Below are 19,441 nucleotides of genomic sequence, written 5' to 3'. Positions count from 1 at the left end.
ACATTTTGGTCCGTGTTCACTTAACTCGTTTGCAGGCTGTGCATCACCGGCTTGAGTGCCGGATACAGCTTCAGGTAGTCCGCAAACGCCCGGTCATACGCCTGTACATTCTCAGCCCCAGGCTCAGCCCGCAGCTCCAACTGCACCCACCCCTGCGCCATCTGCCCCTCGTCCACCAACCCCACCGCATGCGCCGCCAACAACGCCGCGCCCAGCGCCGCCTCCACTTCCTGGACGATGGTGTACACCGGGTAACGGGTGACATCCGCGATAATCTGCATCCACAAATCCGAATGGCTCGCGCCACCCACCACGATCAGCCGAGGGTCCAGTGAATGGGCGCCGCGCATGCCCGCCTCGATGTTGTGCCGCAGGGCAAAACTCACGCCTTCGAGCACCGCGCGGTACAGGTGGATGCGGCTGTGATACAGGTTCAGGCCGACAAAACTGCCGCTGGCCTGGTCATCCCACACCGGGCTGCGCTCACCCATCAGGTACGGCAAAAACAACAGCCCTTCACTGCCCGCCGGGATCTGGCGCGCGCTCTGTTCCAGCAGCCACAGGCTGTCCTGGCCGGTGTCCCGCGCCTGTTGCTCCTCGGCCTGGCAGAACTGCTCGCGAAACCAGCTCACCGAGGCCCCGGCGGTAATCGCGCCGCCAAAGATGTACAGGTCCTGCTGGCCGTTGTAGACATGGGGCATGCTCACCAGGCCATGCCGGGCATCCACCTGCTGGTTGAGGTAGCCCCAGCACATGCTGGTGCCGATCATCGCCACGTGGTTGCCCGGCTGGGTGACACCGGCCGCCAGGGTCGCCATGGCCGCATCGACGCCCCCGGCCAGCACCGGCATGCCCGCCGCCAGGCCCAGGCGTTGTGCCCATTCCGGCAGCAGGCCGCCCACCACTTCGCCCGAATACAGCAGGTGCTCGGGCATCATCGCCAACGGGATATCCAGCGCCGCCAGCATCTCGGCCGACCAGCCGCGCGCGGCCACATCGTAGACCCCACCGATATTGCCGGCGCTGCTGTGATCCACCGCCACCTCACCGGTCAGGCAGTAATTGATGTAGCTGTTGGGCGGCAACAGGTAGCGGGTGTTGGCCCAGACCTCGGGCTGGTGCTGCTTGAGCCAGAGCATTTTGGTGAAACCGTAGTAGCTGTCCAGCGAGTTGCCGGTGACCGCGAACAGGCGCTCCAGGTCGACCTGCTCGCGCACCCAGGCCACCTGATCGCCGGCGCGGCGGTCCATCCAGATCAGGCAGGGGTGCAACGGTTTCATGGCGCCATCCACGGCTATCCCCGAGCCGCCGTACAGGCTGCTGATGCACAGCGCCTTGACCTGTTCTTTGGCGACCCCGGACTTGCCCATGCACTCGGCCACGCAGACCTGCACCGCGTCCAGCCAGACCTGTGGCCATTGCTCGGCCCAGCGCACTTTTGGCGTGTCCACGCGATAGCCCTGGCTGTGCTGGGCGATGATCCGCCCCTCGCCATCCACTAACAGCGCCTTGGTGCTCTGGGTGCCAATGTCCACGCCAATCACGTATTTCATACTCATTGCCCCGGCTTGAGCAGCACCTTGATCGACTTCACCGAGTTGGCCAGGTCGAACGCTTCGGCCCAGTTATCCAGGGGGAAGTCATGGGTGACGATGCCCTTGGACGTCACCAGGCCACGCTCGAACAGGTCGATGGCCACCGGGTAGCAATACGGCCCCAGGTGCGCGCCGCGTACGTCCAGTTCCTTGCGGTCGCCAATGATTGACCAGTCGGCACTGGTCTCGGCGCCGAACACGCTGAACTCGACAAAACGCCCCAGCTTGCGGATCAACTCCAGGCCCTGGGTCACGCCGGCCGGCACGCCGGTGGTCTCGATATACACGTCGCAGCCGTAGTTGTCGGTCAGGCCATTGATGATCGCGCGGGCGTCGTCCCGGGCGGGGTTGATCACTACATCGGCGCCGTATTTTTTCGCCAACTCCAGGCGTTCGTCGACCATGTCGATCACTACCAGTTTTTTCGGGGTCTTCAGCGCGGCCACCTGCACCATGCACAGGCCCAGGGTGCCGGCGCCGGCGATCACCACCACGTCATCGAGTTGCAGGTCGCCACGGTTGACCGTATGGATCGCGCAGGCCATGGGCTCGATCAACGCCGAATCCTCCAGGGACACCGCCTCGGGAATCTTGTGCACGATGGCGGTCTTGGGGATGCGCATGTACTGGGCCATGCCGCCTTCGGCCACTTCGCGCTGGAAGCCGAAGATGTTGTGCACCTCGCACATCCAGTACTTGCCGGACTTGCAGAAGCGGCACTTGCCACAGGGCACGATCTGCTCGGCGATCACCTTGTCGCCGACCTTGACCTCGAAGTGTTCCTCGGCGCCCTCGCCCACTTGCTCCACATAGCCGAAAAACTCGTGCCCCGGCACCACCGGCGCCTTGACCCACGGGTTGTCGCCGCCCCAGAACATCGCCGCGCCCGAGTGGCATTTGCAGTCACTGGCGCAGATCCCGCAGGCGGCAATGCGGATCACCAGTTCATTGGGCCGCGCCTGGGGTTTGCTGATGCGCTCCAGGCGGTAGTCTTTGGGGCCGTGGCAGACGACGGCTTGCATTTGGCTGTGCTTTTCCATGAGGTACTGACCTTTATTGAAGATGAGAGAGCCCGTCGCGGCCACGGCGGCCGCGTTGAGGTACTGCGTTTTTTTACTTGTGGCGCTGACGGCTGATAAAGATCGCCAGCAAAATAATTGCGCCCTTGATCACGCTCTGCACATAGGGCGAGACCCCGAGCATGTTCAGGCCATTGTTCAACACGCCCAGCAGCATGGCGCCAAGCAAGGTGCCGACAATCACCCCGCGCCCACCGGCAATCGAGGCACCGCCCAGGACCACCGCGGCAATCGCATCCAGCTCAAAACCGATGCCGGCGTTGGGCTGGCCGCTCATCAGGCGTGAGGTCAGCACCAGCCCGGCAATCGCTGCGGTCAAGCCGCTGATGCCATACACCAGCAATTTGAAACGCGCCGCGCGCACCCCGGACAGGCGCACCGCTTCTTCGTTGCCGCCAATGGCGTAGATGTAGCGACCGATGCGCGTGTGTTGCAGCAGCACATAGGCCACGAGGTAGGTGACCAGCATGATCAGGATCGGCACCTGGATCCCCAGCAGGCTGGCGCGACCAAAGAAGCCGAACCACTCCGGCAGCCCGGAAATCGGGTAGCCATCGGTGTACATCAGGCCAAAACCCCGGGCGATGCCCATGGTCGCCAGGGTGACGATGATCGGCGGCATATGCAGGTACGCCACGAACAACCCGTTGCCGATACCAAACGCCACGCCAATCAGCAGCCCGGCGCCAATCGCCAGGCCCGGCGGCAGGCCCGCGACCATCAGCCCGGCGGTCAAGGTGCCGGACAAGGCCATCACCGGCCCCACCGACAAGTCGATGCCACCGGTGAGGATCACGCAGGTCATGCCCACCGCGATGATCGCGTTGATCGACACCTGGCGGGCGATGTTGGACAGGTTGCTGGCGGTGAGGAAGTTGTCGCTGGCCACGATCATCACCGCCGTGACCAGCAACAGCCCGATAAACGGATAAAACGCCGGCGAGCGCACCAGCCGCGCCAGGTTCGGGCGTAGCCCCTGGGTGCCTGCGCGGTTAATGGACGTATTCACTTGAGCCCCCTGTTGCATGGCGCATGACCTCTTGTGGGTTGACGGCAGACGCTTCCAGTACCTTGACGATGGCGCCCTTGTGGAACACGGCGACGCGGTCGCACATGCCGATGATTTCCGGCAGTTCGGAGGAAATCATGATGATTGCGTAGCCTTGCTCGGTGAGTTTGCGCATCAGCGCGTAGATCTGCGCCTTGGCGCCGACGTCGATGCCACGGGTGGGTTCGTCGAACACCAGCACGTCGCAGTGATGGTTGATCCAGCGCGCGATCACCACTTTTTGCTGGTTGCCGCCACTGAGGTTGAATACCCGGCTTTCGCCGCTCGGCGCCTTGATCGACAGCTGCTGCATCAGCTCATCGACACTGGCGCACTCCTTGCCCTTGTCGATCAGGCCGCTGGCGCCCTGGTACTTGTGCAGGTTGTTGATGGAGATGTTTTCACGAATGCTGAAATCGGTGATCAGGCCCTCGCTCTTGCGGCTTTCCGGCAACAGGCCGATCCCATGGGCCAGGGCCTGGGCCGGGTCGTCGAGGCTGACCTTTACCCCGCGCAGCCAGACGTCCTTGGTCACCGACGCCAGCGCGCCCATCATGCCCAGGGCCAGCTCGGTGCGGCCCGAGCCGACCAGCCCGGCAAAACCGAGGATCTCGCCCTGGTGCAGTTGGAAGCTATTGTGCGGGCCATTGCGCTTGAGCTGGATGTCCTTGACCTCCAGCAGCAATGGCCCGCGCTCGGTGCTGGGTTTGGCTGGGAAACTGCACTCCAGGCGCCGGCCGACCATCATTTCCACCAAGCGGTCGATGTCGCTGTCGGCCACGTCGGTGACGCCGGCATTGCCGCCGTCGCGCAACACGCTGATGCGGTCGCACACCTGGAAAATTTCTTCCAGGTGATGGGAGATGAAAATCACCGCCACACCCTGGCGCTTGAGTTCGCGCATGATCTCGAACAGCAGTTCGGCCTCGCTTGGCGTGAGGGTCGCGGTGGGTTCATCGAGCACCAGCAGCCGCGCATCCAGGGCCAGGGCCTTGGCGATCTCGACAAACTGCTGCTCGGCCACGCTCAGGTGCTTGACCGGGCATTGCAGGTCGATGCTCACCCCAAGCCGTTGGAACAGTGCCTGGGCGGCTTGCTGCATATCGCGCTTGCGCAGCAGGCCGAAGCGGTTGTTCAGTTCATGGCCGAGGAAGATGTTTTCTACCGCCGTGAGGTAGGGAATCAGGCTGAACTCCTGGAACACAATGCCGATGCCGGCGGCAATCGCATCACGATAGGTCGCGAACTGCTGCGCCTGGCCATCGATCAGGATGCGCCCTTCGTCCTGGTGCTCGACCCCGCCGAGGATTTTCATCAGGGTCGATTTACCCGCGCCATTTTCCCCGAGCAAGGCATGAATCTCGCCACGCTCCACTTGCAGGTTGATGGACTTGAGGGCCTGCACCCCGGGGTAGCGTTTACAGATGTTTTCCAGTTGCAAAAGACTGCTCATGCCGCCGACCTCTCGTTCAGAAGGGAGCCCCGCGCCCCACGATTGACGCGGGGCGTGGACGGTTTACCAGCTGAAGTCCTTGGCCTTGGCCTGGTCGATCAGGGCGATATCCACCGGGATACTGGCGGGCACGTGTGAGCCCCACTTCTTGGCCAGGGCAATGCCCAGGGCCAGGCGGATCTGGTCGCGCGGGTACTGCGCCGAGGTGGCGATGAACTTGCTGCCCGGCTTGAGGATGGCCTTGATCGCTTCCGGCGCACCATCGACGCTGACCAGCTTGACGTCCATGCCGCTGGCCTCGATGGCCGACAGTGCGCCGAGGGAGCCGTTGTCATTGACGCTGAAAATCCCCTTGAGGGTGGGCTGGGCCTGGAGCATGTTTTCGGTGACGGTCAGCGCCTGGTCACGCTCTTGCTTGCCGTTCTGGATGCTGACGATCTTGATATCCGGATGCTTGGCCACGGCCTCCTTGCAGCCGCGGACCCGCTCCAGGATCGGCACCACGGCAATGCCGTCGAGGATCGCGATATTGCCTTTGTCACCGATGTTCTTGGCCAGGTATTCACAGGCCTGGAAACCGGCGTCGAAGTTCTTTGAGCCGACGAAGGAATCCAGCGGGCCATCGGCCTGGGCATCCACCGCCACCACCACGACACCTGCTGCGTGGGCCGACTTGACGGCGGACTGCACGCCAACCGAATCCGTGGGGTTGATCAGCAGGATGTCGATGCCCTTTTGCAGCATGTCCTCGACGTCACTGACTTGCTTGGACACATCGTGGCGGGCATCGGTGATGATCAATTGCGCACCGATGGTCGCCGCCGCTTCTTGCAGGGCGTCTTTCATGGTGACGAAGTACGGGTTGTTGATTTCCTGGAAGGATGCGCCGATGCGCATGGGGGCAGGTTTGGTGTCGGCCAGGGCGACGGTGGAGATGCTTAAAGCCAACAAACACAGGGTTTTGCGAAGCATTTTCATGGCGTGGGTCTCTGTTTTGTTTTTATTTTTAGAGCAAATGTTATCGTTAACATTTTGCCAGAAGCTAACAAGGAAATGAGGCTGGCGCAAGCCCCTTGCGCTTTCCCTGTAGGAGCCGGCTTGCCGGCGATGGTCTTTCACGATGACGGGGCATTATTTGACGTTGTGGGTGTTCTGGCTGGCGCCATCGCCGGCAAGCCGACTCCTACAGGGGCAAGCTCAGTTCGCAAAATCGGCAGGCCGGGCTAAGCTCACTCACCAATAAAAAATATAACAGGCTGCGCCATGACCCATCCCACCGAGGCCTTTCGCCACCGCTACCGTGCCGCGGTCCACCCGCGCTACAACCCGTGGCTGCATGCCGGTTTTGTGCTGATCTACGGTTTGTCCTGCATCCTCCTGGCCTGGGGCAGCACCCAGCACATCCAGGCCTGGGAATGGCTGACCATTCCCCTGACACTGGTGTTTTTCAATCTGTGCATCTACCTCGTCCACCGTCACCTCGGCCATCATAAACACGGCCTCGCCAAGCTGTTCTATGCGCGCCATACCGGCGACCACCACAGCTTTTTCACCCCAAGCCATATGACCTATGGCAGCCCCAGGGACTGGCGGGTGATCCTGTTTCCGGCCTGGTTGATCGTCCTCCACAGCCTGGCCATCACCCTCCCCGCCTGGTGGCTGCTCAAGCAGTTCAACCCCAACGTCGCCGGGTTGTTCGCCGGGTGCATGATCCTCGGTTACCTGCTCTACGAAACCTTCCACGCCTGCGAGCACCTGCCTGCCGCGCATCCCCTGGCCCGCTTGCCGTGGATCCGGCACATGCACCAGCTGCACGCACTGCATCACCGCCGTGAGTTGATGCAAGGGCGCAACTTCAACATCGTGCTGCCGCTGATGGACTATCTGTTCGGCACGTTGCACTGGGAGCCCGCCACACCCTCCTCCAAAGACCCGCGGGAAGCACCATGAGCCAAACAATCCGTCATCTGCTGTTGCTGGTGTTGATCCTTGTCGCCGCCTTTTTGCTGCTGATGCCCACCGAGGTGCAGCCAGTCAATTGGGCTGCGCCCAAGGCGCCATCCATGCGGGATGGGCCCTACAGCGAAAACCAGCGCCTGAAGGATGTCCAGCGGGTTGGCGCCCAGGGCATCGCCGGGCCCGAGGCGTTGCTGGTGGATGCCCAGGGTTTACTGGTCACCGGCCTGCATGACGGGCGAATCATCCGCACCGCGCCAGACAGCAACACCCTGGACGTGCTGGTCAACACCGGCGGCCGCCCGCTGGGCCTGGCGCAACACCCGGACGGGCGCCTGATCATTGCCGATGGGGTCAAGGGCCTGCTGGCATTGGACGGCCAGCGCCAACTGAGCACCCTGAGCACCAGTGCCAATGGCCTGCCCTTCGGCTTTACCGATGATGTAACGGTGGATGCTGCCGGGCGCTACGCCTACTTCAGCGACGCGTCGAGCCGCTGGGGCTATGGCCAGGATGGTGAAGCGGTGATCGAGCATGGTGGCGATGGCCGGTTGTTGCGTTATGACTTCAGCAACGGCCAGACCGAGGTGCTGCTGGACCACCTGCAATTTGCCAACGGCGTGGCGCTGGGGCCAGATGAAAGCTATGTGCTGGTCAATGAAACCGGGGCCTATCGCATCAGCCGCTTTTGGCTCAAGGGCGACAAGGCTGGCACCCACGATCTGTTTATCGACAACCTGCCGGGGCTGCCGGACAACCTCACCTTCAACGGCCGGGATCGGTTCTGGGTGGCGCTGTATTCGCCGCGTAACCCCCTGCTCGACGGCTTGGCCGGTTACCCCGCGATACGCAAGATGATGGTGCGGGCGCTGATGGTGGTGCCCAAGCCCATCGAGCGCAAAGCCTTTGTGCTGGGGTTGGATGTGCATGGCCAGGTGGTCGCCAACCTGCAGGATGGCAGCGCGGGCAACTACTCACCCATTACCAGCGCCCGCGAACACGGCGAATGGCTGTACCTGGGCTCACTGAAGAACACCAGCATGGCCCGCTTGCCGCTGAAACTGGCCCTGTAGAAGCTGGCTTGCCGGCGGGCGCCGGCAAGCCGCTTTCTGGTTAGCGCACGATGGTCTGGCTGCAGATATGCCCCAGGCTTACGTACTGCGTGATATTGCCGCCTACACCAACACCCGGGAACTCCTTGAGCTCGATGCGCCAGCCGCCCATGTTGAACCAGGTCCGCCAGTTGTACGTCTGGCCGGACGAGCTGTCCGGGTAGACCACATTCAGATCGCCGGAGCAGGTGCCCAGGTCGACGTTGCCGGAAGCCGCGCCGGTGATACCGGTCTTGGCCTCGTAGTCGACCCAGTGGTAGTTGATGGTGTTATCGAAGCGTTTGTCGACCCGCAGCACCGGGGTCACGCCGCGCAGCGGCTCACCGGTGCTGTCCGACCATTGGGTGCTCCAGCTCAGGCTACGGGAGGCCTGGGTGGCCAGTTGCATGATCGAACTGGGAATGCGCACCACGTTGTCGCCATTCACATTGTTCTGGTTCAGTCGTGGTGCCGAGCCAAAGGACAAGATGTATCGCGCCTGCGGGTTGAGCGCCACTGCCGGGTTGGCCCGTACCCGCACCTTGACGGTGTAGCCAGGCGTGAGGTTGGGGTACGTGGAGGTGTTGTTTGGCTGGATCACCACCCAGTTATTGCCATCGAAGCGCTCGAAAATCCACTGGTTGCGGGTGCCCGCACCGTCATCGCCAAGGAACATGCCCACGCCCTGGCCGCGCAGCGCGGTGAAGTCGAAGTAATCGACATCGTTGACGCTGTCGAGGTTGCCGGCCACCTGGTTCAGCGCATCTGGCAAGGCGAACGCGGTTTGCGCGGTGTCGTTGGGCTCGAAGGCGTCGATGTTGCTGTCCACCGCCACGCCAAAACTGAACTGCGAATTGCTCGCGGTGTTGGCCACCATGTACCAGTAGTAATCGCCGGCAGGCATCACGCCGTTGAGGTATTCATCGGCGCTGCCGGCGTTATCAGAGGTGCCCGCCAGCGTCAGGTTACCCTGGCCGTCGTCATGGAACAGGCTCAACGACATATCGGTACCAGCGCTCTGGTTCAGCAGCTGAACCTGGATGCGCGCGCTTTGCGCGAGGTTGAAGTGGTAGGCCACTTGCGCCCCGGTTTCCACACCGCTGACGGTGTACAGGGTGTTGATATCCAGGGTTGGGAACAAGGGAGTGAAAGCGGCAATCGCTGCACCTTGCAACTGCTTCTCGCCAGGTTTTTTCAGCTCATCAACCCGCGTGTCCACCGGCACGCTGCTGGCTGCGGCCTTGCTTGCCAGCGCCTTGGCCTTACCCGCCTTGGCCGCCTTGAGTTTTTGCGTAAGTTCGGCCGAAAGCTTCGAGGACTCAACCTTGCCCCCCACTTTAAGCGCCTGGTCCACCGCTTGCTTGACCGCCTGGGCGGACAGTTTGGCGGGGGCTTGCGAAGGGTACTGCTCGGCCAGGGCAAAGGCCGAAACGAAGCAGGAGGCCGCCATGGCCGCGCCCAGCATAAAGGCTTTTTTCGATTTCATTTTTTATCCATCCATAGTTAAAAAATTGTGGCGTCGGTGCGCGGTGAAATCCGTTCACCTGGGATGGACTGTAGGATATGACTGTATATTTGTACAGTATTTTTTAAGATGAATGTGCGAAAGACCGTCACCGCCAAGGCAATTTTTTCACATCGATTTCACTGGCCGACCACGCCCCTGCCCCTACATTGCCCGGCAACACAAACAGCTGTACCTCAGGTGCCAGGGTGAAGAGCGTGGTTGAAATGAATTGCCCGGATGAACGCCGGGCGAAAACCCTCAAGCAGTCAGGGCTGCGTTTCGGTGCGCTGATCGCCCTGAGCCTTGTGGTGATGGGCGCCATGCTCTGGCCCACCACGCCGCAGAACCTGGGCGTCGACAATCGCCTGGTCACTTCCGGGGCCCTGGCAGCCTGGCGCAGTGGCAACCTGATCGTGCTGGTGCGCCATGAAGAACGCTGCGACCGCTCCAGCAACCCGTGCCTGGGCCCTGTCGATGGCTTGACCCGCCCCGGCAGTGTCTCGGCAGTGGCGGTGGGTAGCGCATTCCATACCCTGGGCATGTCCCACAGCGATGTGTTGAGCAGCCCCACCACGCGTACCGTGCAAACTTCGCAGTTCATGTTCGGCGACGTCCACGTGTTACCCGACCGCTTGACCTTGTGTGGCACCGCCCTCGCGCATGACCTGCCGGCACGCAAGATTGCCGGGCGCAACCTTTTGCTGGTCACCCATAGCGAATGCATCGGCGACCTGGAGCGGGTGCTGGGCTACCCCCACGCCGACGGTGCCGAATACGGCAGCTCGCTGTTTGTCCGGGTCGGCACCAACGGCAAGCTCAAGGTACTGGGCGTCTTGAACAGCCAGGACTGGGCCGCCGCCCTTGGCCACCTCTAGCGGTCAGCTCACAATATCGCTGCGCCGCAACTCTCCCTGCACCTGCAGCATGAAGGGCGCCTCGCTGGGCTTTCCAGCAATCTGCAACGTGCTCATGTTCGACTGGCGGTCATAACTGACGATGGCTTCGCCGCTCGCCCCAGAAAACCTGCTGACAAACTGCAACGGTCTGCCGCCCAACTGCGCGGTGATCCCTGACACATCGACTTTGTCCTGGCCACTGACAAAGTCCTGGACCCGGTCCGGTGCCGCAGCATTGGACTCGTTGATTTTTCCATAGACGAAGGTGTCGTTGCCCTTGCCGCCCCACAGCGTGTCGGCACCTTCAGCGCCGTAGAGCACATCGTTCCCGTCACCACCGCGCAACTGGTTATTCGCTGCGTTGCCCACCAGCCAATCGTTGCCTTTGCCACCCGTGGCATGCTCGATCGTGACGCCATAAGCAATGCAAACGTTGCCTTTAAGGCCACCCACATCGGAAAACGTCCCCGCCTTGAGGCTGATTTTCTGGTCCTGCTCATAACCCGAAAAGTCCAGCGTGTCGGTCCCGCCGCCATCCCAAATAGCAGCGACCATCTTGTCGTTCTTGCTGTGGATACTCAGGAAGTCACGCTGGGTATTGGAGTTGAAACCGTAGGTGGTGTCGTCATTGCGCGTCTTGAGATTGGCGCCATATCGGGACTGGTAAGCCGTTATATCGTCCAATTGTGGCGCCGATGAACGAAAGCCGTCATGCCGCATGTAGGCGGTGCGCTCGCCCCTGTAGCTCATGCCGGTGTGGCTTTGCGAATCTTCGTGGGAGTCGAGTTGGTTGCGCGTGAAGCTGCCGTCATAGCGCCCAGGATGCTGTAACCCCATCGCATGCCCCAGTTCATGGACAATCGTGTGCCGGCCGGCATCGCCAAGGGCTGCGTTGGCAACGCTGTGCTCCTCAGGCGTGCTTACAAACCACACCTCACCCCCACGGCCACTGCCCGGCAGCACCGCATGGGGGTTACCGCTCTGGGAACGGCCGTTGCGGTCGACCTTTTGCCCATAGTTGCCAATGCTGATATGCCCTTCGCTTTTTGCCGTCCTGGGCCCTTCGCTGAACTTCACGTTCGCCACATCTGCAATCGACTCAAGGCTGCGCCGGGTCTGCTGCCTCTGGTTCTCGAGGATATGGCTGAACCCGGTCTTGTTCTGCCAAACCTGCTTGGGGTCGGCGGGCGGGGCGCGGAACTCGTAGGAAACCAAGCGCGTGCCATCAGCGTTCGTGTCCGGCCAGCCCGAACTGGAACGCCACAGCGACTTGGCCGCATCCCCCGTGGTCTTGGACGCCAGCCCATTGTGCTGGATGCCATTGCCACGATCATCGCGATGGCGAAACTGATCAATCGTCTGGAACAGTGGACTTCCTTGCATTGCGGGGGTCGACATGGCTCTGGCTCCTGGGTCGTTTCAGATCCGAGAGGCACCGTTGCGTGCGCTCTACCGGCCGAACCTTGAAGGAGCCTGGCTGGCTGCGGTATCACGAAAAGTCTGCATTTGTTATGGGAAACAGCGACGCGCAGGCTGGTTGTTTCAAACAAAGACCGTCGTCACCCCGGCAACGGAATCACCCGCAACGGCCTGACCGACTTGTAGGAAAAGCTCGAATAGATTTCCTTCACACACGGCAATGTCTGCAACACCTCCCGGGCAAATTCGCCGAAGGACTCCAGGTCCTTGGCCACCACTTCCAGCAAAAAATCATAGCGCCCGGACACGTTATGGCAGGCGACGATTTCCGGGATGTCCAGCAACCGCTGTTCAAACGCCCGGGCGATTTCCTTGGAGTGGGTGTCCATCATGATGCTGACAAACGCCGTGACCCCATAGCCCAGGGCCTTGGGCGAGAGAATCGCCTGGTAGCCGCCGATCACGCCGCTGTCTTCCAGGTTCTTGATCCGGCGCCAGCACGGCGAGGTGGTCAGGGAAACGCGCTCGGCCAGTTCGGCAACGGTCAGGCGCGCGTTGCCTTGCAGGGCGTTTAACAGGGCTTTGTCGGTACGGTCCAGGCTGCTGGGCATGTCTTGCCTCAAATTGTTATTTTTATGGGACTTCATCCTTCGCCAGCGGTTTTTCTCGGCAAAGTAGGCAACGTTCGGCCTCGGTTATGAGCATAGCATTGTAGGAAATAAGGAGCGTCCGACATGCACAATAAACACAATACATTCGGCTTTTCTACCCGCGCCATTCACTACGGCTACGATGCGCAAGACCATCACGGGGCCCTGGTGCCGCCGATCTACCTGTCGGCGACCTTTGCCTTCCCGACCGCCGAATACGGCGCGGGGTGTTTTGCCGGTGAAGAAAGCGGGCACTTCTACACGCGCATTTCCAACCCGACCCTGGCGCTGCTGGAGTCACGCATGGCCACCCTGGAGGGCGGCGAGGCAGCAGTGGCATTCAGTTCCGGCATGGGCGCGATTGCCGCGACCTTCTGGACCCTGCTGCGCCCCGGCGATGAGGTGATCGTCAGCCAGACCTTGTACGGCTGCACTTTCTCCCTGCTGCACCATGGCATCGGCCAGTTCGGCGTCAAGGTGCGCCATGTCGACCTGTCGGACCTCGACGCCCTGCGCGCCGCACTCTCCCCCGCGACCCGCATGATCTACTGCGAAACCCCGGCCAACCCCAACCTGCAATTGATCGACATTGCCGCCGTGGCCAAGATCGCTCACCAGCAACCCAACATTACTGTGGTCATCGATAACACCTACTGCACCCCGTACCTGCAACGCCCGCTGGAAATGGGCGCCGATGTGGTGGTGCATTCGGCCACCAAGTACCTCAGCGGGCATGGCGATATCACCGCCGGGATCGCCGTCAGCCGCCATGACCTGGCACAACGCATCCGCCTGCAAGGCTTGAAGGACCTGACCGGTGCCGTCCTGTCGCCCCAGGACGCCTTTTTATTGATGCGCGGCCTCAAGACCCTGGCCCTGCGCATGGATCGCCATTGCAGCAATGCCCAGGCCGTGGCCGAAGCCTTGCAGGCGCACCCGGCGGTCGCGTCGGTAACCTACCCCAGCCTGCGCTCCTTCCCACAATACGAGTTGGCGGCGCGGCAGATGAAACTCTCGGGTGGCATGATTGCCTTTGAACTCAAGGGCGGCATCGCCACCGGCAAGCGCTTCATGAACGCGCTCAAGCTGTTCAGCCGCGCGGTCAGCCTGGGCGACGCCGAATCCCTGGCCCAGCACCCGGCGAGCATGACCCATTCCACCTACACCCCAGAGGAACGTGCCCAACACGGAATTGCCGAAGGGCTGGTGCGCTTGTCGGTAGGGCTGGAGGATATTGCAGACCTGCTGGCCGATATCCAGCAGGCGCTGGCGCATTGCGTCAAGCGTGCGCCGGCGAGCAAACCGGCGACCCATTCTGTGTAGGAATGGGGGTCACTTCACCAGCCGGGTTTCCTTCGAAGGCCGGTAGCCGAAGTAGGCGCTGTAGCATTTGCTGAAGTGGCTGGGCGACACGAACCCGCAGGCCACCAGCACATCGACCTGGGACAGTTCGGTGTGCTGCAGCAGGCGCCGGGCCTCGGTGATGCGCAACTCCATGTAATAGCGCTGCGGTGTGGTGCCCAACTGCTCGCGAAACAGGCGCTCCAGCTGGCGCCGCGAACGCCCGGCATACACCGCCAGTTGCTCCAGGGCCAGGGGTTCTTCGAGGTTGGCATCCATCAGGCGCACCACCTCGCGCAGCGGCGCACTGACGCAGATATTTTCAGCGGGCTTGATCCGCCGGTAACGCGACTCCTCGAACGCCAGGATATCTTCGATACCTTCCACCAGCGCCTTGTCGTGCAGGCTCTTGATCCAGTCCAGGGCCATATGGAACGCACCGGATGGGCTGGATGCGCTGAGACGGTCACGATCGATCACATAGGGCTCGCTGCTGACTTCGGTGGCCTTGGCGATTTCCGTCAGGGCCGGGCGATGCTCCGGGTGGATGGCACAGCGATAGCCATCCAGCACCCCGGCCTTGCCCAGGAACCACGCCCCGTTCCATAGCCCGGCGAGGATCACGCCCTGCTGCGCGGCGGCCTTGAGCAGTTCGATAAAGCTTTCACCGGCCTTGAGCTGGGTCCGATAGCCACCGCAGATCACCAGCAGGTCGAGCTCAGCCAGCGCGCTGTGCTCAAGGCGCGCGTCCGGGCGAATCACCAGGCCCAGGTCGCTGATCACCTCCTGCTCGTCCAGGCCGAAGGTGCGCGAGGTGAACAGCCCAGGACGCAGCAGGTTGGCGGTGATCAGAGTGTCCAGCGCCTGGGTGAAGGCCGGCAGGGAAAAATGTTCCAACAGCACAAACCCCGCGCGAACCAGGCGTGGGGCCTGGCCCGGGGTTTCGTTCAGGTAGCGCAGGTTCTTGCCTTTCATCCCGCCGCTAAATTGCCGTCTTTCCATGAGTGTTCAACCTGTCTGCGGCGCTGTATGAGGCGCCATCGCCGGCAACAGCTTAGGGCTTGATGTTTTTCAACTGGTTGAGCAATTCGAGCAGTTGCTGCAATTGCTCTTCGCCGAACTGTTCCTGGATCTTCTGGTAGTTGCTTTCCATCCCCGCGCTCATCTCGACGAAGCACTGTTGCCCCTGCTCGGTGAGGTTCACGAACACGCGGCGCTGGTCTTCGCTGGACTTGCGTCGGCGCACGATGCCGTCGCGTTCCAGGCGCGTCAGCACGCCCGTCATGCTCGGCTTGAGGATGCAGGCCAGGTGCGCCAGTTGATGGCTCTCCAGTTCGCCTTGCTGGCGCAGGATCCGAATCACCCGCCACTGCTGTTCGGTCAATTGATGTTCATTGAGCAACGGGCGGAAAAACGCCATGGCGGCTTCACGGGCCTGCAGCAGGGTCAGCGTCAGGGAAGGTCTGGGAGTGGACATGGCTCACGCGCATAAGAGATCGAAGCGTCGAAGCTTAGGGTCGGCTCCACGGGCATGCAAGCCGGCCGCCGTACAAACTCGTTAATCTCGATACGAATTATTTTATGACGACGCAAATTGTCTACCCAGAATAAATATAACATGTTAACAATATGCCACTCCCTTCAGTGATCCGAAGGGCGATACCTACAAAAACAACAAAAGGAATCTGTCATGCATTTGCGCCTCCTTCCCCTGGCGGCCAGCGCGGGCCTGTGCGCTACGTTCAGCCCCCTGAGCGCCTACGCCGAGTTTATCCAGGACAGCAAGGCCAGCCTCGACCTGCGCAATTTCTATATGAACCGCGACTTTCGCCAGACAAACGCGCCGCAGAACAAGGCCGATGAGTGGGCCCAGGGCTTTGTGCTGCGCCTGGAGTCGGGCTACACCGAAGGCCGGGTGGGCTTTGGCGTGGATGCCCTGGGTGAACTGGGGGTCAAGCTCGATTCCAGCCGTGACCGTCGTGGCACCGGCCTGCTGCCGTATGGCGCCAGCCAACAGCCCGTCGACAACTACAGTGAACTGGGCCTGACGGCCAAGGTGCGAGTGTCGAAAACCGTGCTCAAGGCCGGCACCCTGCAGCCGCAGCTGCCGGTGGCCGCCTACAACGACACCCGGCTCCTGCCCTCGACCTATACCGGCGAGTTGCTCACCTCCCAGGACATCGCCGGCCTGACCCTGAACCTGGGCCGCCTGGAAAAACAAAACCTGCGCGATTCTTCCAGCAACGACCAGATGAGCTACGCCGGCGTCGACAGCAGCCACCTGGACCTGGCCGGCGGCACCTATGCAATCACCCCGCAGTTGGCGACGACTTACTACTACGCACAGATGCAGGACATCTACCGCCAGCACTTCATCGGCCTGGTGCACGACCTGCCGCTGGGCAACGGCATGAGCCTGCGCAGCGACCTGCGTTACTTCGATACCCACGAGCAAGGCAGCCATGATTTGCGCGGGGCATCGCGAGTGGACGGCGGGCGCATCGACAACCGGTTCTTCAACGGCATGCTGAGCCTGTCGGCGGGGGCCCACAAGTTTGGCCTGGGCTATCAGAACCTCTCGGGCGACGGCGATTTCGCCTACCCCGGCATGGACCCCTATTCGGTCAACCTGGTAACCATCAACGTCTTCACCAAGGCCCAGACCGATGCCTGGCAGGCGCGTTACGACTACAACTTCGCCGCCCTCGGCCTGCCGGGGCTGACCTTCATGACCCGCTATGTGGATGGCAGCCACGTGCAGACCGCCAGCGTGCGTAATGGCCGCGAATGGGAGCGCGATACCGACCTGACCTACACCGTGCAGAGTGGGCCACTGAAAAACGTCAACGTCAGGCTGCGTAACGCGACCCTGCGTTCGAGCAACGGCCTGACCAGCGATATCGACGAAAGCCGCATCATCGTCGGCTACAGCCTGGCGCTGTGGTGATCAACGCAGGCCTGCCTGGCGCAGGCGGTACTCCCCCGGTGTCATGTGCGCATAGCGCTGGAAGAACCGGCTGAAATAAGCCGGGTCCTTGAACCCCAACTGATAGCAGATTTCATTGGCTGAACCGCCGGTAAACAGCAGCAGGCGCTTGGCTTCCTGCATCAGCCGTTCAAGCACCAGGCGCTTGGACGGCAGGTCGGCAATGCGCCGGCATACGTCGTTGAGCCGCGCCTCGGTCACGCCGATTTGTTCGGCGTACGCCGACAGCGGCCAATGCCGCAAATAGTGGTCTTCGATCAGCTCATTGAAGCGGTGGAAGATGCGCAGGTCTTCATGGCGCGCCGGGCGTGCTTGCAGGGAGTTGGCGCACAGGCGCAGCAGGCTGATCATGATCAACCGCGTCAGGCTTTCCAGGGCCGCCGCCCGCCCCGCGCCGGTGCTGTTGATCTCGCCGCTCAACTCGTCGAACAGCCAGTCCAGCCGCTTGATCTCGGGCTCAAACACAGGTGCCAGGCGGGCCAGCGCCACGCAGGCGGGTGGGATCTGTGGGCCTGGCGCCAGGCTCGGGTCGGCATCGACCAGCGCCCGCACCCACTGCTGGCGCACGGTCAGTACGTGGCCATCGGCGTCGGCTTCAGTGACAAAGGCATGGGCCACCGTGGGCGGCGTGAGGAAAAACATCGGCCCCGATTCCAGGTACTGCTGATCGTCGAGGTAGACCCGCACGGCGCCGCTCTTGACGTAATGCACCTGGAAGAACCGGTCATGCCGATGCACGGGCATGTTGCGCCCGAAAAAACCCGCCAGGTTGCCGAGCCGATCGTAATGCACGTCGGCATCGCTGTAGCGCTGGTCGTAGACCTGGCCGATGTTGATGTTGGGGATCGGTTTCACAGGCTTCTCTTTATTGTTTTTTGCACCCGATGATTTTGCCACGCTTGACGGTAGTTAACATATTAATTATAACGTTAACACATTAACGAACTGCCTCCAGAGCAGTCGCCATCGCCAGGAGAAATCCATGAGCCGTACCCTGCATGATGTTGCCAGCGGCACCCTGTTCGGCGTCGCGCTGAACTACCAGGGCTTGCTGAACCAGCGTCTCGCCGAATTCGAGCAGCCGCCGTACCAGAAGCCCCCGGTCAAGCCGGTGCTGTTTATCAAGACCCCCAACACCCGCAACAGCCATGACGGCATCGTGCACCAGCCCCACGGCGAGCGCCTGCAACCGGGCCCGGCCCTGGGCGTGGTGATCGGCAAAAGCGCCAGCCGCGTCAGCGTGGAAAATGCCCTGGAGCATGTGGCGGGCTATGTCATCGTCAATGAGTTCAGCCTGCCGGAAGACAGCTACTACCGCCCCGCCGTCAAAGCCAAGTGCCGCGACGGGTTCTGCGCCCTGGGCCCTGAACTGGTGGCCCGCGAACAGATCGCCAACCCCCATCAGTTGAGCCTCAAGCTGTTGGTCAACGGCGAGTTGCGCCAGCAGAACACCACGGCCAATTTTGTCCGCGACATTCCCCGGCTGATCGCCGAAATCAGCGAATTCATGACCCTGCATGCAGGCGATGTGCTGATCACCGGCACGCCCGAAGGCCGGGTGGATGTGCAGCCCGGCGACACCGTCGAAGTCCAGATCAGCGGCCTGGGCCGCCTGGTCAACCACATCCAGGCCGAGGAACAGCCATGAAGCACGCGCGTATCCGTTTTGAAGGCCAGATCCATCAGGTCCACGTCGAAGAGTTCAATGCTGTGCGCCTGGCCGATGGTCGGTTGCTGGCCGAAGACCAGGTGCAGTGGCTGCCACCGGCCACCGGCAATATGTTCGCCCTGGGCCTGAACTACGCCGACCATGCCGCCGAACTTGCCTTCGCCCCGCCGACCGAGCCGCTGGCATTCATCAAGTCGCCGGGCACCTACACCGGGCACAACCAAATCACCTGGCGCCCGGACAACATCGCCTACATGCACTACGAGTGCGAGTTGGTGGCGGTGATCGGCAAGCCGGCGCGCAACGTCAAGCGCGAGGACGCCCTGGAGTACCTGGCCGGCTACACCGTGTGCAACGACTACGCGATCCGCGACTACCTGGAAAACTACTACCGCCCCAACCTGCGGGTGAAAAACCGCGACGCCACGACCCCGGTCGGCCCGTGGATCGTCGACGTGGCCGATGTGCCGGACCCAGGCAACCTGACCCTGCGCACCTGGATCAACGGTGAGTTGCGCCAGGAAGGCAGCACCCGCGACATGATTTTCGATATCCCCTACCTGATCGAATACCTGTCCAGCTTCATGACCCTGCAACCCGGCGACATGATCGCCACCGGCACCCCCGAAGGCCTGGCCGACGTGGTGCCAGGGGATGAAGTGGTGGTGGAAGTGCAAGGCGTCGGCCGCCTGGTCAACCGAATTGTCAGCGAGGCGGACTTTTTCGCCGCCCGGAAAGAGGCTTGAACCCC

18 protein-coding genes are annotated in these 19,441 nt (G+C 62.0%); 7 read left to right on the top strand and 11 right to left on the bottom strand.

The features are described from left to right. Window positions 1–20: 20 nt before the first annotated feature. The 5 genes from ACSSVH_RS08995 to ACSSVH_RS08975 form a co-directional block, all read right to left on the bottom strand. The gene (locus ACSSVH_RS08995) at window positions 21–1,553 is read right to left on the bottom strand and encodes an FGGY-family carbohydrate kinase (protein ID WP_492634705.1); all 1,533 of its coding nucleotides are present in this window, start codon (window positions 1,551–1,553) and stop codon (window positions 21–23) included. Between the two features lie 2 nt (window positions 1,554–1,555). Then, window positions 1,556–2,635: an alcohol dehydrogenase catalytic domain-containing protein gene (locus ACSSVH_RS08990; RefSeq protein WP_492634383.1), complete on the bottom strand. Its 1,080-nt coding sequence runs from the start codon at window positions 2,633–2,635 to the stop codon at window positions 1,556–1,558. 73 nt (window positions 2,636–2,708) lie between these two features. Continuing rightward, window positions 2,709–3,701 (bottom strand): ABC transporter permease, encoded by a 993-nt coding sequence (locus tag ACSSVH_RS08985; protein ID WP_169956864.1) that lies wholly within the window; start codon window positions 3,699–3,701, stop codon window positions 2,709–2,711. Then, window positions 3,667–5,175, bottom strand: coding sequence for a sugar ABC transporter ATP-binding protein (locus ACSSVH_RS08980; protein ID WP_169956865.1), 1,509 nt, complete (start codon window positions 5,173–5,175; stop codon window positions 3,667–3,669). The genes ACSSVH_RS08985 and ACSSVH_RS08980 overlap by 35 nt, the downstream gene beginning before the upstream one ends. A 63-nt stretch (window positions 5,176–5,238) precedes the next feature. Then, window positions 5,239–6,153, bottom strand: coding sequence for a substrate-binding domain-containing protein (locus tag ACSSVH_RS08975; protein WP_169956866.1), 915 nt, complete (start codon window positions 6,151–6,153; stop codon window positions 5,239–5,241). 285 nt (window positions 6,154–6,438) lie between these two features. Here ACSSVH_RS08975 and ACSSVH_RS08970 point away from each other — a divergent pair, with 285 nt between their 5' ends. Next, complete coding sequence (locus ACSSVH_RS08970) at window positions 6,439–7,125, top strand: sterol desaturase family protein (protein ID WP_492634382.1); 687 nt, start codon at window positions 6,439–6,441, stop codon at window positions 7,123–7,125. Next, window positions 7,122–8,204 carry an SMP-30/gluconolactonase/LRE family protein gene (locus ACSSVH_RS08965; protein WP_170057862.1) on the top strand — a complete coding sequence of 361 codons (1,083 nt, stop codon included), beginning with the start codon at window positions 7,122–7,124 and terminating at the stop codon, window positions 8,202–8,204. Before ACSSVH_RS08970 ends, ACSSVH_RS08965 begins: the two co-directional genes overlap by 4 nt. 40 nt (window positions 8,205–8,244) lie before the next feature. On the opposite strand, the gene ACSSVH_RS08960 is transcribed toward ACSSVH_RS08965, so the two are convergent. Next, window positions 8,245–9,708 carry a hypothetical protein gene (locus tag ACSSVH_RS08960; RefSeq protein ID WP_492634381.1) on the bottom strand — a complete coding sequence of 488 codons (1,464 nt, stop codon included), beginning with the start codon at window positions 9,706–9,708 and terminating at the stop codon, window positions 8,245–8,247. Between the two features lie 245 nt (window positions 9,709–9,953). On the opposite strand from ACSSVH_RS08960, the gene pmrG reads away from it, so the two are divergent. After that, window positions 9,954–10,604, top strand: coding sequence for a lipopolysaccharide core heptose(II)-phosphate phosphatase PmrG (gene pmrG / locus ACSSVH_RS08955; RefSeq protein WP_492634704.1), 651 nt, complete (start codon window positions 9,954–9,956; stop codon window positions 10,602–10,604). Between the two features lie 3 nt (window positions 10,605–10,607). On the opposite strand, the gene ACSSVH_RS08950 is transcribed toward pmrG, so the two are convergent. Next, window positions 10,608–12,023 carry a M10 family metallopeptidase C-terminal domain-containing protein gene (locus ACSSVH_RS08950; protein ID WP_492634380.1) on the bottom strand — a complete coding sequence of 472 codons (1,416 nt, stop codon included), beginning with the start codon at window positions 12,021–12,023 and terminating at the stop codon, window positions 10,608–10,610. A gap of 161 nt (window positions 12,024–12,184) precedes the next feature. Next, window positions 12,185–12,655 (bottom strand): Lrp/AsnC family transcriptional regulator, encoded by a 471-nt coding sequence (locus ACSSVH_RS08945; RefSeq protein WP_169956871.1) that lies wholly within the window; start codon window positions 12,653–12,655, stop codon window positions 12,185–12,187. Between the two features lie 123 nt (window positions 12,656–12,778). Between ACSSVH_RS08945 and ACSSVH_RS08940 the strand changes: the two genes are divergently transcribed. Next, entirely contained in the window at window positions 12,779–14,017 is a 1,239-nt protein-coding gene (locus ACSSVH_RS08940) for a methionine gamma-lyase (RefSeq protein ID WP_492634379.1), read from the top strand. A 9-nt stretch (window positions 14,018–14,026) separates the two neighbouring features. Here ACSSVH_RS08940 and ACSSVH_RS08935 read toward each other — a convergent pair whose 3' ends face one another. Both ACSSVH_RS08935 and hpaR read right to left on the bottom strand, forming a co-directional pair. Then, on the bottom strand, window positions 14,027–15,037 hold the full coding sequence (locus ACSSVH_RS08935) for a GlxA family transcriptional regulator (RefSeq protein ID WP_432755400.1): 1,011 nt from the start codon (window positions 15,035–15,037) through the stop codon (window positions 14,027–14,029). A 52-nt stretch (window positions 15,038–15,089) separates the two neighbouring features. After that, entirely contained in the window at window positions 15,090–15,512 is a 423-nt protein-coding gene (gene hpaR / locus ACSSVH_RS08930) for a homoprotocatechuate degradation operon regulator HpaR (protein WP_169956874.1), read from the bottom strand. 213 nt (window positions 15,513–15,725) lie between these two features. Between hpaR and ACSSVH_RS08925 the strand changes: the two genes are divergently transcribed. Further along, entirely contained in the window at window positions 15,726–16,982 is a 1,257-nt protein-coding gene (locus ACSSVH_RS08925) for an OprD family porin (protein WP_492634378.1), read from the top strand. On the opposite strand, the gene hpaA is transcribed toward ACSSVH_RS08925, so the two are convergent. Then, window positions 16,983–17,876 (bottom strand): 4-hydroxyphenylacetate catabolism regulatory protein HpaA, encoded by an 894-nt coding sequence (gene hpaA / locus ACSSVH_RS08920; RefSeq protein WP_492634377.1) that lies wholly within the window; start codon window positions 17,874–17,876, stop codon window positions 16,983–16,985. Between the two features lie 127 nt (window positions 17,877–18,003). On the opposite strand from hpaA, the gene ACSSVH_RS08915 reads away from it, so the two are divergent. Then, complete coding sequence (locus tag ACSSVH_RS08915) at window positions 18,004–18,669, top strand: fumarylacetoacetate hydrolase family protein (protein WP_169956878.1); 666 nt, start codon at window positions 18,004–18,006, stop codon at window positions 18,667–18,669. After that, window positions 18,666–19,436 (top strand): fumarylacetoacetate hydrolase family protein, encoded by a 771-nt coding sequence (locus ACSSVH_RS08910; RefSeq protein ID WP_492634376.1) that lies wholly within the window; start codon window positions 18,666–18,668, stop codon window positions 19,434–19,436. The genes ACSSVH_RS08915 and ACSSVH_RS08910 overlap by 4 nt, the downstream gene beginning before the upstream one ends. Window positions 19,437–19,441 lie beyond the last annotated feature (5 nt).

Source organism: Pseudomonas sp. HC1(2025), from assembly GCF_058742075.1.
The sequence above is the reverse complement of the archived record's forward strand: the minus strand, read 5'-3'. Positions and strand labels throughout refer to the sequence as shown.

Coding starts and splice junctions, on each gene's coding strand:
- ACSSVH_RS08995 (WP_492634705.1), bottom strand. CDS start 1,553: ATGAAATACGTGATTGGCGTGGACATTGGCACCCAGAGCACCAAGGCG.
- ACSSVH_RS08990 (WP_492634383.1), bottom strand. CDS start 2,635: ATGGAAAAGCACAGCCAAATGCAAGCCGTCGTCTGCCACGGCCCCAAA.
- ACSSVH_RS08985 (WP_169956864.1), bottom strand. CDS start 3,701: ATGCAACAGGGGGCTCAAGTGAATACGTCCATTAACCGCGCAGGCACC.
- ACSSVH_RS08980 (WP_169956865.1), bottom strand. CDS start 5,175: ATGAGCAGTCTTTTGCAACTGGAAAACATCTGTAAACGCTACCCCGGG.
- ACSSVH_RS08975 (WP_169956866.1), bottom strand. CDS start 6,153: ATGAAAATGCTTCGCAAAACCCTGTGTTTGTTGGCTTTAAGCATCTCC.
- ACSSVH_RS08970 (WP_492634382.1), top strand. CDS start 6,439: ATGACCCATCCCACCGAGGCCTTTCGCCACCGCTACCGTGCCGCGGTC.
- ACSSVH_RS08965 (WP_170057862.1), top strand. CDS start 7,122: ATGAGCCAAACAATCCGTCATCTGCTGTTGCTGGTGTTGATCCTTGTC.
- ACSSVH_RS08960 (WP_492634381.1), bottom strand. CDS start 9,708: ATGAAATCGAAAAAAGCCTTTATGCTGGGCGCGGCCATGGCGGCCTCC.
- pmrG (WP_492634704.1), top strand. CDS start 9,954: ATGAATTGCCCGGATGAACGCCGGGCGAAAACCCTCAAGCAGTCAGGG.
- ACSSVH_RS08950 (WP_492634380.1), bottom strand. CDS start 12,023: ATGTCGACCCCCGCAATGCAAGGAAGTCCACTGTTCCAGACGATTGAT.
- ACSSVH_RS08945 (WP_169956871.1), bottom strand. CDS start 12,655: ATGCCCAGCAGCCTGGACCGTACCGACAAAGCCCTGTTAAACGCCCTG.
- ACSSVH_RS08940 (WP_492634379.1), top strand. CDS start 12,779: ATGCACAATAAACACAATACATTCGGCTTTTCTACCCGCGCCATTCAC.
- ACSSVH_RS08935 (WP_432755400.1), bottom strand. CDS start 15,037: ATGGAAAGACGGCAATTTAGCGGCGGGATGAAAGGCAAGAACCTGCGC.
- hpaR (WP_169956874.1), bottom strand. CDS start 15,512: ATGTCCACTCCCAGACCTTCCCTGACGCTGACCCTGCTGCAGGCCCGT.
- ACSSVH_RS08925 (WP_492634378.1), top strand. CDS start 15,726: ATGCATTTGCGCCTCCTTCCCCTGGCGGCCAGCGCGGGCCTGTGCGCT.
- ACSSVH_RS08915 (WP_169956878.1), top strand. CDS start 18,004: ATGAGCCGTACCCTGCATGATGTTGCCAGCGGCACCCTGTTCGGCGTC.
- ACSSVH_RS08910 (WP_492634376.1), top strand. CDS start 18,666: ATGAAGCACGCGCGTATCCGTTTTGAAGGCCAGATCCATCAGGTCCAC.